The sequence below is a fragment of the Pseudomonas sp. WS 5532 genome, assembly GCF_012985445.1.
GTDB lineage: Bacteria > Pseudomonadota > Gammaproteobacteria > Pseudomonadales > Pseudomonadaceae > Aquipseudomonas > Aquipseudomonas edaphica.
On sequence record NZ_JAAQWK010000008.1, the window covers coordinates 67102 to 82802 of the forward strand.

Here is a 15701-nt window from a genome sequence, read left to right on the forward strand (position 1 = left end):
ACCCAATAGTCGATTAGACGGCACAAATGTGATTGTTCGTCCTGCCAGCAGGACAATCAGCTCGCCAACTCAGTGCGACGACACATAAATAGACGTCGACGAGGGCGCCGGCAGCGCATAGGTGCGTTTCATCCACTGAATCTCCTCCTGGGGCGTACGCCCGAACAAGCGCTTGAACTCTCGGCTGAACTGCGAGGCGCTTTCATAGCCCACCTGAGCACACGCCGTGGCGGCAGTGATGTCGTTGCGCAGCATCAGCAAACGCGCCTGGTGCAGGCGCGTGGACTTGAGGTATTGCATCGGCGAGGTGTCGGTGACCGTGCGAAAGTGCGCATGAAAACTCGGCACGCTCATCATCGCCTCGCGCGCCAACGCTTCCACGTCCAGGTGCTGGTGGTAGTCCCCATGAATCTTGCGGATTGCGCGTGCCACCTTGCCGAACTGGCCTTGGCGGTTAAGCGCGGCGCGCATCGAACCGCCCTGCTCGCCTGTAAGGATGCGGTAGTAGATCTCGCGCATCAGCGCGGGGCCGAGAACCTGTGCCTCCATCGGCGCACTCATGGCTTCGAGAAACCGCAGCAGCGACTCACTGAGTTTGTCGTCCATGGGCGAGGAATACATGCCGCGCGGCTTGGCTTCGAGCAATTCGGGAAACGCATCCAGCGCCAACATCAATTCGGCGGCGAGGGTGAAATCCAGGCGCAAGTACACCGCCAGCATCGGCTCTGCTTCGCTGGCCTCGGTTTCCATGGTGAACGGCACCGGCACCGACACCACCAGGTAATGCTGGGCGTCGTACAGGTAAATCTCTTCACCCAGGTAACCGCGCTTGCGCCCCTGGCAGACGATCACGATGCCGGGGTCGTACAGCACCGACACCCGGTGCAGCGGCCGATTTGAGCGCAGGAAACGCACATCCTCCAGAGCGCTCAGGTTATAGCCTTCGACAGGCGCCAAGCGCCCCATCAGCTCGATGATTTTTTGGGTGCGGCCCATGGCGCATGGCTCCTGGCGAAAACAGCACGGTACTGCGCAAACACCGGTATGGCTATGCACTCATAGGAATAGGCAATCAGCACATTGGAATGGATATTCGCTCAAACCGCAGTGTTCCGTAGCCTGAAACAGCACTTTCAGCCTTCGGAGTTTGCCCATGCTTATCGTCTACAACCCTGCCACTGGCGAAGAAATCGGCCGTGTGACCAAGCACACCTCAGCCCAGGTCAAGGCCGCCGTTGACCGCACCTGCGCCGCCTTCCCCGAATGGTCCGGCAAACTCGCCAAGGAGCGCAGCGACATTCTGCGCCGCTGGCACGACAGCGTTAAGGCGGACAAGGAGGCCTTCGCCGAACTGCTGTGCCGCGAAAACGGCAAGTGCCTGAGCGAAGCCCGAGGTGAAATCGACTACGGTTTGGGCTTTATCGAGTGGTACGCCGAAGAGGCCAAACGCGTCTACGGCGACACCATTCCCACCCACGACCGCAATGCCAATGTCATGGTGACCAAAGAAGCCATCGGCCCCGTAGCGGCCATTACGCCGTGGAACTTCCCGTTCATGATGATCACCCGCAAAGTCGCCACGGCCCTGGCCGCCGGCTGCACCATGGTGATAAAGCCCGCCGAAGACACACCGCTCACCGCCCTCAAGCTGCTGGACTACGCACGCAAGGCCGGTATCGAAGCCGGTGTGCTTGAAGTGGTGGTGGGTGATCCCAAGGAGATCGGCCTGATCCTCACTGGCGACCCACGTATCCGCAAGATCTCGTTCACCGGCTCCACCGGTGTGGGCAAATTGCTCGCAGCGCAGTGCGCAGCGACTATCAAGAAGATGACCCTGGAGCTGGGCGGCAATGCGCCGTTTATTGTGTTTGAGGACGCCAACCTGGATGAAGCGGTAAAAGGACTGGTCGGCGCCAAACTGCGCAACTCGGGCCAGGTGTGCATCTCGCCGAACCGGATCTTTGTGCAGCACAGCATTCTCGAAGACTTTATCGAACGCATGAAGGCTGCCGTCGCCAACATCGAAGTGGACCAGGGCCTGCGCGAAGGCTTTGTGGTCGGGCCGCTGGTCAATCAACTGGGTTTTGACAAAGTCGTGCGTCTGGTCGAGGACGCCAAGGCGGCGGGCGCCAAGGTGCTGATGGGCGGCAAACCCCACGCCAAGGGCGGGCTGTTCTATGAACCGACCGTATTGACCGGCTTGCAGGACGATTCACCGCTGGCGACCGAGGAGATCTTCGGCCCCGTGTTCGCCGTCTACTCGTTCAAGGACGAAGAAGAAGTCATCGCCCGCGCTAACCAGACCGAGTTCGGCCTGGTGGCCTATGCCTACACCAGCGCGCTGGGCCGGTCGTTGCGCCTGTCACGTCAACTGGAGGCCGGCATGGTGATCCTCAACTCGGGTTCTGTGGGCACGGCGTCGGTCCCGTTTGGTGGCATCAAGCAGTCCGGCTATGGGCGTGAAGGCAGCTATTACGGGATCGAGGAGTACGTGCACGTGAAGTATGTGTTGATGGCGGGGGCGCAGTTCTAAGCCCTCTCACCCTCCAAAAGCCAGTGCCTGCAAGGTGCTGGCTTTTTTTAGGCTGGATTTGCGCACGCCACACGCGGATAGTTCGTCCCACTGACAGGACAATAGGTTGACCATGCAAGACCTCAACGACCTCTACTACTTCGCCAAAGTCGTCGAAGCCGGCGGCTTTGCGGCGGCCGGCCGGCTGCTGGGGATTCCCAAGTCACGGCTGTCGCGGCGCATCGCTGAACTGGAAGAACGCCTTGGCGCCCGCCTGTTGCAACGCACCACGCGGCAATTGACCCTCACTGCCGTCGGCGAGCGCTACCTGCGCCATTGCCAGGCGATGCTGCTGGAAGCGGAAATGGCCGACGAGGCCGTGGCCAGCATGTCCAGCGAACCCCGCGGGCGCCTGCGCGTGAGTTGTCCGGTGGGCATGGCGCAGCACATGTTGCCAGGCATCGTTGCCGGCTTTCTCGCCGCTCACCCACTGGTGCAGCTGGAGATGACCCTGGTCAACCGACGCGTCGACCTGGTGGCCGAAGGTATCGATGTGGCCCTGCGCGTGCGCGAGTTGGGCGATGAAGACCCGTTGCTGGTGACCAAGCGCCTGCGCCAGGCCCAGACAGTCTTGGTGGCCAGCCCGCAGTTCCTGCAAGGCCGCCAAATCAACACCCCGGACGATCTCAAGCAATTGCCGGTACTCGCTGCGCTTGAGGCCGATCGCCTGGTGCACTTGCGGTTGATCGACCCGCAGGGCAATACCGAAAACCTATCCATGGAAGCGCGCCTGGGCATCGACGACTTTATCGTGCGCAAAGCCTGCGCCTTGCAGGGCCTGGGCTTTACCCTGCTGCCAATGATGTATTGCGAAGAGGAGCTGGCCAGCGGCCAATTGGTGCAGTTGCTGCCGCAATGGTCTTCGCCGGGCGGCTGGTTGCAGGCGGTCTACCCGCACCGCCGTGGCGTGTTACCGGCGATTCGGGCCTGGATCGACTATCTGGAAGAAGCCTTCAAGGGTTGCGGAGACCGTTTGCTATGAAGATGAGCGAAGCACAAGTCGCGGCATTCTGCCTGGGCCTGCCCGGCGCGCGGGAAGACTACAAATGGGGCGGCGTGCGCGTGTTCTCGATTGCCGGCAACAAGATGTTCGCCCTGCAGAACCTGCGCGGTGACTCGCTGGCGTTCAAGGTCGACAAGGAGCTGTTCCTCGGCCATGTGGACCGCCCTGGCATCCACCCCGCGCCGTACCTGGCGCGGGCGCAGTGGGTGATCATGAACACGCCCTACCCGCTGGGCGCCGAGGAACTGCGTGGCCTGTTGCAGCGCTCGCACCAGTTGGTGGTAAGCAAATTGCCCAAGCGCGCGCAGGTGGGACTGAAGCTGGATTGATGGTTCAACGCGCAAACGGCAGTGCGCGCTCAATGGCCATCGCCGCCCCCAGCGCCAAATGCTCGTGCCAGGGCCGTGCAACGATCTGTACACCCACCGGCAAACCCGAGTCAGCAGTACCGGCGCGCACCACCACACAGGGCCAGCCGGCCAGGCTGTATGGCAGCGTATGGCTGAACAACCCTGGCCGGGCGGTGCCCAGCAGCGGCGCCGAGGCCGCGTCAACCGGGCACAGGATAATGTCGTAGTCCGCCATGAACCCCAGCATGGCACTGCGAAACTGATCCCAATCCGAGAGCAACTGTATCGCCTGTGCCCCGGAGCCTTTGCCCATTGCCCAGTAGCGCTCGGTAATATCGCGAGCATTACGTAATGCCGAAGGGAACGCCTGACGGACCACGGCGCCCGCACCTGCCAGCAAGTCGGCAGCCACCTGCAGCGTGACCTGGGTACATGTGTCTACCGGTTCGATGCCGCCCTCGCTGTACCAGGCGACGCGCAAACCATTCAGTGCCTGTGGAGGCATATCCGGCAGCGGCATTGGAATCACCCCACAATCGTGCCCATCCTCACCGGCGATCACCCGGAACACCAGGTCCAGGTCTTCGACATGCCGGGCCATCGGGCCGATCTGGCTGCGGCTATCACTCAACCCACCCGGGTGATCGAAAACCCCGGTGTTGGGCACCCGGCCCGTGGTGGGCTTCAAGGTACTGACCCCGCAAAAATGCGCCGGTATGCGCAGGCTGCCACCCGAATCGCTGCCCAGCCCCAGCGGCGAAAGGCCGGCAGCCACCGCAGCAGCTTCGCCACCGCTGCTGCCGCCGGGGCCATGGGACAGCGCATGCGGGTTACGGGTAGCGCCGTAGACCGGGTTATCGGTCACTCCACCGCCACCGCCCGGCGGGCAGTTGCTTTTACCCAAAAGAATGGCGCCGGCCGCTTTCATGCGCGTCACTGCAACAGCATCGTGCTGAGGACAATAATGAGCCCGATCAACCAGACCCGCTGCCGACACCACCCCACGGGTATCGAAAACATCTTTGACCGTGAAGGGAACGCCCTGCAACACGCCGCCATACTCGCCTTGGGCGATAGCGCGATCAACCGCCCAGGCATCGGCCAACGCCGTATCGGCACAGACCTGCACCAGCGCGTTGACCGAGGGGTTGAGCGCCTCGATACGCGCAAGGTAAAAGCTGACGATAGCGGTGGAAGTAAACTTGCGCTGTTGAATCAGCGCTGCAAGCTCAGTTGCCGAATGATGGAGCAATGAATCTGAAAAAGACATTCGTGTGGGCCCCGTGCGCTCAAGTGCCCGAAGCATAACGCGAGCCTGTTGCCGGTTTACAGGGCCGTCTGGGTAAGTTGCCTCCCGCAATCGCGTAGGAAATATCCCAGACGCCTCAACACTATAAAACCGAGAGCAGCGTGCCGCCCAGGAGCAACTGGTCCAGCCAGAACACTTGGTGCAGCAACACAATCACCCAGAACAGCACCTGATACGACACCTTGCGCGTCTTGTGGCGAAACACCTGCTGGGCAATCAGCGCCCCCGGCCAACCGCCCGCCAGCTCCACGGCATGCAGGATATTTTCGCGCACGCGCGGGCCTTCGGCTTGGGCCTTGCGTTTGTCGCCCCAGTACAGGAAAAACGCCACCACGCTGACCACGCCATAGGCGGCCAGCGGGATCAGCGTCTCGCCGCGATGCCACAACAGTGCCGCGCCAGTCAGCGGCGCGGCGCATAGCAAAACAAAGATGAACGCCTTCAAGCGCGGGTGTTGAATGCTCATGGCTTGACCGCCGTCCAGTCGATCCAGCCAAACTGCCAGGTCGCCAGGATCACCAGGCCAAACGCAATCCGATACCAGGCAAACGCCGCGTAACTGTGGCTGGCGATGAACTTGAGCAACGCCTTGACCGCAATCATCGCGAAGATGAACGAGGTGACAAAGCCGATGGCAAACACCGGCACGTCATCGGGCTGGAACAGGTGACGGTACTTGTAGCCCGAATACACCGCCGCGCCGACCATGGTCGGCATGGCCAGGAAGAACGAGAACTCGGTGGCGGTCTTGCGCGACAGGCCGAACAACAGGCCGCCGATAATGGTCGCGCCGGAGCGCGAAGTGCCTGGAATCATTGCCAGGCACTGGGCCACACCGACCTTGAGCGCGTCTTTCCAGGTGATCTCATCCACCGTTTCAGCGTGCACTGCATGTTGGCGGCGCTCGGCCCACAGCATGATCACCCCGCCCACCACCAGCGCGGTGGCCACCGTGATCGGGTTAAACAGGTAATGCTTGATCAGGTCGGCAAAAATCACCCCCAACACCACCGCCGGCAGCACTGCGATGATCAGGTTGACGGTAAAGCGCTGGGCGTTGCTCTGGGTCGGCAAGCCGATCACCACGTCGAGGATCTTGCGCCGAAACTCCCAGACCACCGCGAGGATCGCGCCCAGTTGAATAATGATGTTGAACGCTTCAAAGCGTTCTCCGCCGAAGCCGATCAAGTCGGCGACGATAATCTGGTGCCCGGTGCTGGAGATCGGCAGGAACTCGGTCAGCCCCTCCACCACGCCAAGAATCAATGCCTGTATGGCGGTCCAAAAATCCATGTATCCCCCAAAGGTCATGCGCTGCGGCATGCCTTGTCTGTCTTTTTAATGTTCACTGACCACGTGCAATCGTGATGCGCTGCGGATTTTCACCAGCCGTGCGCAAAAATTTCGTGAAAAATCAGGGAGTACTCAGGTTTTTCGATTACAGGCCGAAAGCCTATCAGACAAGCTGGAATTGTCGATGCAGCACACAATTATAAAAAGCACGGAGTGACAGGACGATGAACAGTTTGCGCAGCATGTCGATCAGCCGCCGTCTTTGGCTGATCCTGATAGTCGCCGTGTTGATGCTGCTAACCTTGGGGCTGTTGATGCTAAAGCAGATCCATGGCGACCTCTACCAGGCCAAACGCCAGCAGACCCAGCACGTGGTGCAAACCGCCAGCGGCGTGCTGGCTTACTACCAGAACCTTGAAAAAACCGGCGTTCTCACCCGCGAGGCCGCGCAACAGCAAGCCCTCAGCGCAGTCCGTGGCTTGCGCTACGACCACGATGATTACTTCTGGATCAACGACCTGACGCCCGTGATGATCATGCACGCGGCCAACCCCAAGCTCGACGGCCAGAACCTCTCGGCCATCCGCGACCCGGACGGTTTTGCGGTGTTCAATGAATTTGTGATCCTGGCCAAGGCCAAGGGCGCCGGCATCGTCAACTATCGCTGGCCCAAACCGGGCGCCGACGCGCCGGTGGAGAAGACCTCGTATATCCAACTGTTCGAGCCGTGGGGCTGGATTATCGGCTCGGGCGTGTACGTGGACGATGTGCAGGCCGAATTCACCGGCCAGGTGTGGAAAGCCTCGTTGATCGGCCTGGGCATTGCGCTGCTGATGGCGCTGTTGGTGATCCTGATCGCGCGCAGCATTGTGCATCCATTGCAGGCGGCAGTGAATGCCATGGGCAATATTGCCAGCGGCGAAAGCGACCTGACCCGCACCCTCGACACCCACGGGCGCGACGAGGTCACTCAATTGTCGCAGCACTTCAATAGCTTTACCGCCAAGCTGCGCCAGGTGGTCGGCCAGTTACAGGAGTGTGCCAACGCGCTGGGCCAATCTTCCACGGAACTGGGCACCAATGCCAGCCAGGCCCACGACCGTAGCCAGCAACAATCCCAGCAGATGGAGCTGGTGGCTACCGCGATCAACGAAGTGACCTATGGCGTGCAGGACGTGGCAAAAAATGCCGAGCATGCCGCCAGCGAAATGCGCGACGCCCAGGCCCAGGCGCAGCAGGGCCAGGTGAATATCGACGGCAGCCTGCAACAGATCGACCAGCTCTCCAGCACCATCAGCCAGGCCGTGGAGGTGATCCGCACGCTGTCCAGTGAAAGCACACAGATTGGTGGTGTGCTGGAAGTGATCCGTTCGATTGCCGACCAGACCAACTTGTTGGCCCTCAACGCCGCCATCGAGGCGGCGCGTGCCGGTGAACAGGGTCGCGGGTTTGCCGTGGTCGCCGATGAAGTGCGGCTGTTGGCCCAGCGCACGCAGAAATCCACCGCCGAAATCCAGGTGATGATTGAGCGCCTGCAAGGGCATTCGGAAGCGGCGGTCAAAGTGATCAGCGACAGCCACAGTGCCTCGCAACTGACCATTGAACAAGCTGGCCAGGCAGGTGCGAGCCTCACCGCCATTGGCCAGGCGTTGCGCAACCTCAATGGGCTGAATGCCTCGATCGCCAGCGCGACCTTGCAACAGGCGCACGTGGTGGAGGATATCAACCAGAACGTCACCCAGGCGGCGGGTTTGTCCCACAGCACGGCGCTGGCGGCGGAGCAGTCCAGTGTGGCGAGCGCGCATTTGCGTGGGTTGAGTGAGCAGCTTGGAGGGTTGTTGCGCCAGTTCAAGATCTAGCACTCATGCTCGTTCCCACGCTCCGCGTGGGAACGCCGCCACGGACGCTCTGCGTCCAGGCCTGACGCGGAGCGTCTGGGGATGCATTCCCACGCAGAGCGTGGGAACGAGCATTCCTCCGTCCCACCATCTTGGTTACAATCACCGCCCTCACCCACTCTCCCAAGGAACCGCCATGTCCGGGCTTGAATTGTTCGCCGCCGCCCTGGGGGTGATCGCTGTCTGGCTGACGGTCAAGCAAAACCCCTGGTGCTGGCCCATCGGCCTGGTGATGGTGCTGCTCTACACCTGGGTGTTCTTCGACGTAAAACTCTATTCCGACATGCTCCTGCAAGTGGTCTACGCCGCCCTGCAACTCTACGGCTGGTGGCAGTGGACCCGCGCCGGTGAGGTCGCGCAGGGTCGCCAGGTCACCAGCCTGGGCTGGTCCGCGATCATGGTCAGCCTCACCGTCGGTGCCGTGTTCAGTGGCCTGCTCGGCGCCGCCATGGCCCACTGGACCGATGCCGCGCAACCCTGGCTCGACGCCGCACTCACCGGTTTCAGCCTGGTGGCGCAAATGTGGATGGCGCAAAAACGCGTGCAATGCTGGCCGCTGTGGATCGCCGTGGACGTGATCTTCGTCGGCCTGTTCCTCTACAAAGGCCTCTACCTTACCGCCGCGCTGTATGCACTGTTCACCGCGATCGCCGTACAAGGCTGGCGTGAATGGCGCGCCGACCCGGCGTTGCACGCATGAAAGTGGTGGTACTGGCCGGCCCCGAATCCAGCGGCAAAAGCTGGCTGGCCGCGCAACTGCACGCCCGTTTCGGTGGGTTGATGGTGGGTGAATACGTGCGCTACTTCATCGACCATTACCAGCGCGACACTACCCTGGCGGACATCCCGGCCATCGCCCGTGGCCAACTGGCCTGGGAAGACGCTGCGCGCGCCGAGCAGCCTCGCCTGCTGATCCTCGACACCCACCTGCTGACCAACAAACTCTGGAGCCAGACCCTGTTCGGTGATTACCCGGCGTGGCTGGATGATGAGTTGCTGGCCCGCCATTACGACCTGCACCTGTTGCTGTCCCCCGAGGACGTGGAATGGAGCGCCGACGGCCAGCGCTGCCAGCCGGAACTGGCGGATCGCCGGGTGTTTTTCCAGGGCAGCCTGGACTGGATCGAACAGCATCAGCAACCCGCCCTGGTGATTCGTGGCGACTGGGAAGCACGCCGCGCCATAGCCTTTGAGGCGGTCGAGCAACTGCTCGCCTAGCCGTGCCAGGCACCACCTGTATAAATACCTCCCGCCTCAGTAACCGAGCGACAATCCGGTATTGCGGCGTGGGTCGTTAGCCCCGTAGAAACGGTTGTTGCCCACCGGCTTGCCGCCCAGCGAAGGCGCGCCCACCAGGATCGCCGCCAAGTGGTTGGCATCCTGGGGGCCGGCAAACTTGTGGCCCCAGCTTTCCAGAATCTTCTGGGTGTCAGGGCTTACCGCGAAGGTTTCCAGGTTGGTGGTTTCAGGCATCCACTGCTGGTGGAAGCGTGGCGCGTCCACGGCTTCCTGGATGTTCATCTTGTAGTCGATGACATTGAGGATGGTCAGCAAGGTCGCGGTGATGATCCGGCTGCCGCCCGGCGTACCGACCACCATCACCGCCTTGCCATCCTTGGTGACGATGGTCGGGCTCATCGACGACAGCGGCGCCTTGCCCGGTGCGATGGCGTTGGCTTCGCCCTGCACCAGCCCGTACATGTTCGGCACACCGACCTTGACGGTGAAGTCGTCCATTTCATCGTTGAGGATCACCCCGGTCTTGCTCGCCATCACGCCGGCACCGAACCAGTCGTTGAGGGTGTAGGTCACGGACACCGCGTTACCCCACTTGTCGACGATCGAATAGTGCGTGGTGTTGTTGCCTTCATGGGGCGACACACCCGGCTTGATCGCCTGGGAATCACCCGCCTTCTGCGGCTCAATGGCGGCACGCAGCTTGGCGGCGTAGTCCTTGTCCAACAGGTGCGCGATAGGGTTCTTGACGAAATCCGGGTCACCCAGGTAGCTGTTACGGTCCACGTAAGCGTGACGCATCGCTTCGATCTGGTAGTGCAGGCCTTGGGCCGAGTGATAGCCGAGGTCGGCCATCGGGTAACCTTCGAGGATGTTCATGATCTGGCAGATCACCACACCGCCGGAGCTTGGCGGCGGTGCCGAGACCACGTGGTAGCCACGGTAATCGCACTCGATGGGCGCCAGTTCGCGGGTCTTGTATTTGTCGAGGTCGGCCTGGGTGATGATGCCCTTGCCGGCCTGGCTGGAATCCACCAGCGCCTTGGCCACCCAGCCTTTATAAAAGCCGTCGGTGCCCTTGGCGGAGATTTCCTTGAGGGTCTTGGCCAGGTCTTTCTGCACCAGTTTCTGGCCGACCTGCATCGGTTGGCCGTTGTGCAGGAAGATCCCGCGCAGGTCTTTGTCTTTTTCGAACTCGCCGGTGGCGGTGTGCAGCAGGTCGATATCGCCCTGCTCCAGTTCAAAGCCGTTTTCGGCCAGTTTGATCGCCGGCGCAATCACCTGGGCGCGCTTGAGGGTGCCGTATTTGTTCAGCGCGGTTTCCATGCCGGACACGGTGCCGGGTACGCCGACGGCCAAGTGGCCCTTGGCGCTGAGGCCGTCGATCACCTTGCCGTCTTTGTCCAGGTACATGTCGGCAGTGGCCGCCAGCGGGGCTTTTTCACGGAAGTCCAGGAAAGTCTTGCGCCCATCTGCCAGCTGCACGGTCATAAAGCCGCCGCCACCGAGGTTGCCCGCTGCCGGGTACACCACGGCCAGCGCATAGCCCACGGCAACCGCCGCATCCACCGCGTTGCCGCCGGCCTTGAGTACATCCACGCCAACATGAGTGGCCAAATGCTGGGCGGTCACCACCATGCCGTTTTCACCGGCCACCGGGGCCTGTGAGGCGGCTTGCACGCCGTTGACCGTCAACACCAGCGCAGTGGCAATCAGGGTACGGCTGAAGGGTTGGTATTTCATCCATGGCTACTCTATTTATTGAGGTGCACCAAAATAGCCCGACTAGGATCCAATCCCCAGCGCAATGGCGTTTTTATTACAGAACTTGTCGGTCATAGAACGGGCACGAAAAAGCCCATGCTATATTTCGCGCCCAGACTGGCGGCAAGGCGCTTTGTGATGGCGATCAAGAAGACCGGAATTCGAGCGCAACAGGCCGACCAGACACGTGCGCGTATCTTGCAGGCGGCAGTCAAGGTGTTCACTCGCGACGGCTATTCCGGTGGGCGCGTCGACACTATTTCCAAGGCCGCCGACTCCAACGACCGCATGCTTTATTACTATTTCGGCAGCAAGGAACACCTGTTCGTCTGTGTGCTGGAACATGTCTATGAACAGTTCAATAAAGCCGAAAGCAAACTCAAGCTGGACCTGGGAGACCCCGTGCAAGCCTTGCGTGAACGGGTGGCATTTATCTGGAGCTACTACGTCAAGCACCCCGAGTTCGTGGCGATCCTGAGCATCGAGAATCTGCACCAGGGCAAGCATGCCCAGCAGTCCGGCGAAATGCGCAGGCTGTCGGGCGAAGCGGTTGGCGTGTTGCGCCCGATCATCGAAGCCGGCCAGGCCCAAGGTGTGTTTCGCCAGGACCTCGACCTCAAGCACGTGTATTTGATGATTGCCTCGCTCTGCTACTTCTACAACTCCAACCGCCACACGCTCAGTTCGTTCCTGGGTGAAGACTTGGGGGATAAGGAGCATCAGCAGGATTGGCTGGGGTTTATCAGTGACTTGGTGCTGCGTGGTGTAACGCCGATTCCACTGTAGCAACCGGCTCATCCTGTGGGAGCTGGCTTGCCTGCGATGGCCATAGGTATCTACACAACTTTTGAAGGCAGCCAATTTCTCCTGTGGCGAGCAGGCTTGTCGAATCGTCGCACCGCCTGCGTTGGGCTGCGAAGCAGCCCCAAACCCAGTCGCTGAGTTCTTTCAGGAAAATTGCAGTGCCTTTACTGGGGCCGCTTCGCAGCCCAACGCAGGGCAAGCCTGCTCGCCACAACAGCCCACTTACAACAGACTTCGTGTTAACCGGTTGTGTAGATGCCTACGCTGCGATGGCGGTCTTTTGGTGTACATATCCGTCACCGCAGCAACGGATATACACCCATAGCCCCTCTCAAAAGCACCACCGAAACAAATAAAACAATCCCATGCTCAACAGCACCGTAATCAACACGCTACGCGTCCAAAACATCAAGGCCACCGCGCAGACTCCCGCCAGCAAGTAAGGATTCGTCGGGCTCAAATTCAGCGTGTGATCAGCGAGAAAAATAATCGGCCCGCAGATCGCCGTCAGCATGCCCGGCACCGCAAACCCCAGGAACTCCCGCGCCCCCCGATTAAGCCGTACCGGCAGGCGCGGCTCGATAAACAGGTATCGGTTAAGGAAAACCACCAGCCCCATGGCCACAATCATGATGTAGATCACTTCTGCCCTACCCCCAGCCGCTTGCAGGCAAACCCCGCACTCATGCCCAACACCCCGGACACCACCACCGCCGACTCCCAGTGCAAAAAGCTCAACCACACCGAAAACAGCAACGACACCGCCACGCACACAACCGTCGGCACATCACGCACCACGGGTGTGATCAACGCGATAAAGGTGGCGGCAATCGAAAACTCCAACCCCAACTGGTCAAGCCCGGGAATGCTTTTGCCAAGCACGATGCCAGCCAGGGTGAAGAGGTTCCAGGCGATGTAGAACGTCAGGCCCACCCCCAGCGCATACCAGCGATTGAACGTCTCGCGGTCATAGTGGTTGACCAGCGCGAAGAACTCATCGGTCAGCAGAAAGCCCAGGCTCATGCGCCAGCGGGCGTTGAGTGACGAGAGTGTCGGGCGCATGTGCATGCCGTAGAGCAAATGTTGGGAAGTCAGCAGCAGCGTGGTCAGCACGATCGAGATCAGGCTGGCGCCGCTCTTGACCATGCCGATGGCCACCAGCTGCGCGGCACCGGCAAACACGATGGCGGACAAGCCCTGGGCCTGCAGCGGGGTAAACTGCGCATCAATGGCCATGGAGCCGGCGAGCAGCCCCCACGGCGCACAGGCCAGGGATAACGGGATAACGGCGATAGCGCCGCGGGCGAAGGCGTAATGCGGTAAGGCAGTGGGCATGGAGACGGCTCATCGACAGACAGTCGACAAGCATGCCAGCGTTTAAAGCGGGTTGTCTTGAACGATCTTGCTCACTCAGGCGAGCTTGACCGATACCTGCTCCACCGAGTCGCGCGCCTCACGCAATTCATGGGCGTCCTGATTGAGCCGGTGAATGGTGTTGAGCAGGCGTTGGCGCAGCACTTCATCGCCGAGCTTTTCGACGGCGCGCATCAGGTCAAACGCCGCGGTTTCGTTATTGTCCGCGACGGAATCGAGGGTCTTGCGCAGGTTGCGAGTGGCACGGGTCACGCGGGTTCATCCTTCATCAGCAATGGGCAGGCACTTTAGGACATTCGTGTTTCATTTTAATTTCAGTCACTTGTGGTGGATTGAGCGGGGTTTGATCCACATCAATCGAATTCAGGAATTGACCTACATATATGTATATTCGTATATTCGGATAACCATACACAAAGAAGACCCTGATCATGTCGGCCCCCTTCTCACCGCCCACCCTGTTCAAATGCCTGGCTGACGCGACTCGCGCCCGCTTGACGTTATTGATCCTGCGCGAAGGCGAACTTTGCGTGTGCGAACTGATCCATGCTCTGGACGACAGCCAGCCAAAGATCTCCCGGCACCTGGCGCAACTGCGCAGTTGCGGGCTGCTGCTGGATCGTCGTCAGGGCCAATGGATCTACTACCGCATCAACCCGGCACTGCCCGCCTGGGTCACGCAAGTGCTGGACACTACCTTGCAAGCCAACCAACCCTGGTTGCACCACGACGCGCAGCGTCTTGATGCCATGGGTGACCGACCACAACGGGCCAGCACCTGCTGCTGAGCCATCGGAGCGTTTATTCATGCTTGTCGCAATTGGCATTTTTATCTTCACCATCGTTCTGGTCATCTGGCAGCCCAAAGGCCTTGGGGTCGGCTGGAGTGCAAGCATGGGCGCCATTCTGGCCCTGGCCTGCGGGGTGATCAGCCTGGCGGATATTCCGGTGGTGTGGCACATCATCTGGAACGCCACCGGCACCTTCGTTGCGCTGATCATCATCAGCCTGTTGCTCGACGAGGCCGGCTTCTTTGCCTGGACCGCTCTGCACGTGGCGCGCTGGGGCCGTGGGCGTGGCCGGCGGCTGTTTGCCTATATGGTGTTGCTGGGCGCGCTGGTCTCGGCGCTGTTTGCCAACGACGGCGCCGCGTTGATCCTCACGCCCATCGTCATGTCGATGCTGCTGGCCTTGCGCTTTTCCCCGGCGGCCACCCTGGCGTTTGTCATGGGCGCTGGGTTTATCGCGGATACCGCGAGCTTGCCGCTGGTGGTGTCGAACCTGGTGAATATCGTCTCGGCGGATTACTTCAAGATCGGCTTCAACGAGTACGCAGCAGTAATGGTGCCGGTGAACTTCGTCAGTGTCGCCGCCACCCTTGCGGTACTGCTGTGGTTCTTTCGCCGCGATATTCCCCAGGCCTACGACCCGGCCGACCTGGAAGACCCCGCCAGCGCCATCCATGATCGTGCGACCTTCCGCGCGGGCTGGTGGGTGCTGGGTATCTTGCTGGTGGGTTGTTTCGCGCTAGAGCCGCTGGGCATTCCCATCAGTGCAATTTCCGCCGTGTGCGCCGTATTGCTGCTGGTGATCGCCGCCAAGGGCCACAAGATCTCTACGCGCAAAGTATTGAAAGAAGCGCCGTGGCAGATCGTGATCTTTTCCCTGGGCATGTACCTGGTGGTCTACGGCCTGCGTAACGCCGGCCTGACCACCTACCTCGCGACCTGGCTCGACACTTTTGCCACCTACGGCGTGTGGGGCGCGGCCATGGGCACCGGCGTGCTGACGGCGCTGTTGTCGTCGGCGATGAACAACCTGCCGACGGTGCTGATCGGCGCGCTGTCGATCGAGTCCAGCCATGCCGTGGGCGTGGTCAAGGACGCGATGATCTACGCCAACGTGATCGGCAGCGACCTGGGCCCCAAAATCACCCCGATCGGCAGCCTGGCCACCTTGCTGTGGCTGCATATCCTGGCGCGCAAAGGCATCACCATCACTTGGGGTTATTACTTCAAGGTCGGCATCGTGCTGACCTTGCCGGTGCTGTTGATCACCCTCGCCGCCCTCGCCTTGCGCCTGAGTCTCTGAAGGAAAT

The 15701-nt window shown here is 60.9% G+C and carries 17 protein-coding genes; 9 read left to right on the forward strand and 8 right to left on the reverse strand.

The window, feature by feature from the left end; translation table 11 throughout:
• Positions 1 to 69 precede the first annotated feature (69 nt).
• Positions 70 to 996 (reverse strand): AraC family transcriptional regulator, encoded by a 927-nt coding sequence (locus HBO23_RS15495; RefSeq protein ID WP_017138817.1) that lies wholly within the window; start codon positions 994 to 996, stop codon positions 70 to 72.
• Between the two features lie 157 nt (positions 997 to 1153).
• On the opposite strand from HBO23_RS15495, the gene HBO23_RS15500 reads away from it, so the two are divergent.
• From HBO23_RS15500 to HBO23_RS15510, 3 genes are all read left to right on the forward strand, one after another.
• Positions 1154 to 2533 carry an NAD-dependent succinate-semialdehyde dehydrogenase gene (locus HBO23_RS15500; protein WP_170037449.1) on the forward strand — a complete coding sequence of 460 codons (1380 nt, stop codon included), beginning with the start codon at positions 1154 to 1156 and terminating at the stop codon, positions 2531 to 2533.
• A 112-nt stretch (positions 2534 to 2645) separates the two neighbouring features.
• Positions 2646 to 3554, forward strand: a complete 909-nt coding sequence (locus tag HBO23_RS15505; RefSeq protein ID WP_017138819.1) for a LysR substrate-binding domain-containing protein — start codon at positions 2646 to 2648, stop codon at positions 3552 to 3554.
• Positions 3551 to 3904 carry an MmcQ/YjbR family DNA-binding protein gene (locus HBO23_RS15510; protein WP_017138820.1) on the forward strand — a complete coding sequence of 118 codons (354 nt, stop codon included), beginning with the start codon at positions 3551 to 3553 and terminating at the stop codon, positions 3902 to 3904. The genes HBO23_RS15505 and HBO23_RS15510 overlap by 4 nt, the downstream gene beginning before the upstream one ends.
• Before the next feature lie 4 nt (positions 3905 to 3908).
• Here the strand turns inward: HBO23_RS15510 and HBO23_RS15515 are convergent, their stop codons facing one another.
• The 3 genes from HBO23_RS15515 to HBO23_RS15525 form a co-directional block, all read right to left on the reverse strand.
• Positions 3909 to 5195 (reverse strand): amidase, encoded by a 1287-nt coding sequence (locus HBO23_RS15515; RefSeq protein WP_170037452.1) that lies wholly within the window; start codon positions 5193 to 5195, stop codon positions 3909 to 3911.
• Positions 5196 to 5316: 121 nt separating this feature from the next.
• Positions 5317 to 5700: a DUF1294 domain-containing protein gene (locus tag HBO23_RS15520; RefSeq protein ID WP_170037455.1), complete on the reverse strand. Its 384-nt coding sequence runs from the start codon at positions 5698 to 5700 to the stop codon at positions 5317 to 5319.
• Positions 5697 to 6527, reverse strand: a complete 831-nt coding sequence (locus HBO23_RS15525; RefSeq protein WP_170037458.1) for an undecaprenyl-diphosphate phosphatase — start codon at positions 6525 to 6527, stop codon at positions 5697 to 5699. Before HBO23_RS15525 ends, HBO23_RS15520 begins: the two co-directional genes overlap by 4 nt.
• A gap of 224 nt (positions 6528 to 6751) precedes the next feature.
• On the opposite strand from HBO23_RS15525, the gene HBO23_RS15530 reads away from it, so the two are divergent.
• The 3 genes from HBO23_RS15530 (at position 6752) to HBO23_RS15540 (ending at position 9643) form a co-directional block, all read left to right on the forward strand.
• On the forward strand, positions 6752 to 8386 hold the full coding sequence (locus HBO23_RS15530; RefSeq protein ID WP_170037461.1) for a methyl-accepting chemotaxis protein: 1635 nt from the start codon (positions 6752 to 6754) through the stop codon (positions 8384 to 8386).
• A gap of 175 nt (positions 8387 to 8561) precedes the next feature.
• A complete protein-coding gene (pnuC, locus tag HBO23_RS15535) occupies positions 8562 to 9125 on the forward strand; it encodes a nicotinamide riboside transporter PnuC (RefSeq protein WP_017138825.1) in 564 nt (187 codons plus the stop codon).
• The gene (locus tag HBO23_RS15540) at positions 9122 to 9643 is read left to right on the forward strand and encodes an AAA family ATPase (protein ID WP_017138826.1); all 522 of its coding nucleotides are present in this window, start codon (positions 9122 to 9124) and stop codon (positions 9641 to 9643) included. Before pnuC ends, HBO23_RS15540 begins: the two co-directional genes overlap by 4 nt.
• Before the next feature lie 36 nt (positions 9644 to 9679).
• Here HBO23_RS15540 and ggt read toward each other — a convergent pair whose 3' ends face one another.
• Positions 9680 to 11404, reverse strand: a complete 1725-nt coding sequence (ggt, locus tag HBO23_RS15545) for a gamma-glutamyltransferase (RefSeq protein ID WP_170037464.1) — start codon at positions 11402 to 11404, stop codon at positions 9680 to 9682.
• Positions 11405 to 11563: 159 nt separating this feature from the next.
• On the opposite strand from ggt, the gene HBO23_RS15550 reads away from it, so the two are divergent.
• The gene (locus HBO23_RS15550) at positions 11564 to 12211 is read left to right on the forward strand and encodes a TetR/AcrR family transcriptional regulator (protein ID WP_170037467.1); all 648 of its coding nucleotides are present in this window, start codon (positions 11564 to 11566) and stop codon (positions 12209 to 12211) included.
• Positions 12212 to 12560: 349 nt separating this feature from the next.
• Here the strand turns inward: HBO23_RS15550 and HBO23_RS15555 are convergent, their stop codons facing one another.
• The 3 genes from HBO23_RS15555 to HBO23_RS15565 all read right to left on the reverse strand — a co-directional run bounded on the left by HBO23_RS15555 (position 12561) and on the right by HBO23_RS15565 (position 13855).
• On the reverse strand, positions 12561 to 12872 hold the full coding sequence (locus tag HBO23_RS15555; RefSeq protein WP_017138829.1) for an AzlD domain-containing protein: 312 nt from the start codon (positions 12870 to 12872) through the stop codon (positions 12561 to 12563).
• Positions 12869 to 13564: an AzlC family ABC transporter permease gene (locus HBO23_RS15560; protein ID WP_017138830.1), complete on the reverse strand. Its 696-nt coding sequence runs from the start codon at positions 13562 to 13564 to the stop codon at positions 12869 to 12871. The genes HBO23_RS15555 and HBO23_RS15560 overlap by 4 nt, the downstream gene beginning before the upstream one ends.
• Positions 13565 to 13639: 75 nt before the next feature.
• Positions 13640 to 13855 carry a hypothetical protein gene (locus tag HBO23_RS15565; RefSeq protein WP_017138831.1) on the reverse strand — a complete coding sequence of 72 codons (216 nt, stop codon included), beginning with the start codon at positions 13853 to 13855 and terminating at the stop codon, positions 13640 to 13642.
• 179 nt (positions 13856 to 14034) lie between these two features.
• Here HBO23_RS15565 and HBO23_RS15570 point away from each other — a divergent pair, with 179 nt between their 5' ends.
• Together HBO23_RS15570 and HBO23_RS15575 are read left to right on the forward strand one after the other, a co-directional pair.
• Positions 14035 to 14391 (forward strand): metalloregulator ArsR/SmtB family transcription factor, encoded by a 357-nt coding sequence (locus tag HBO23_RS15570; RefSeq protein WP_138454111.1) that lies wholly within the window; start codon positions 14035 to 14037, stop codon positions 14389 to 14391.
• Positions 14392 to 14410: 19 nt separating this feature from the next.
• Positions 14411 to 15694, forward strand: coding sequence for an arsenic transporter (locus HBO23_RS15575; RefSeq protein ID WP_170037470.1), 1284 nt, complete (start codon positions 14411 to 14413; stop codon positions 15692 to 15694).
• The last annotated feature ends 7 nt before the right edge of the window (positions 15695 to 15701 follow it).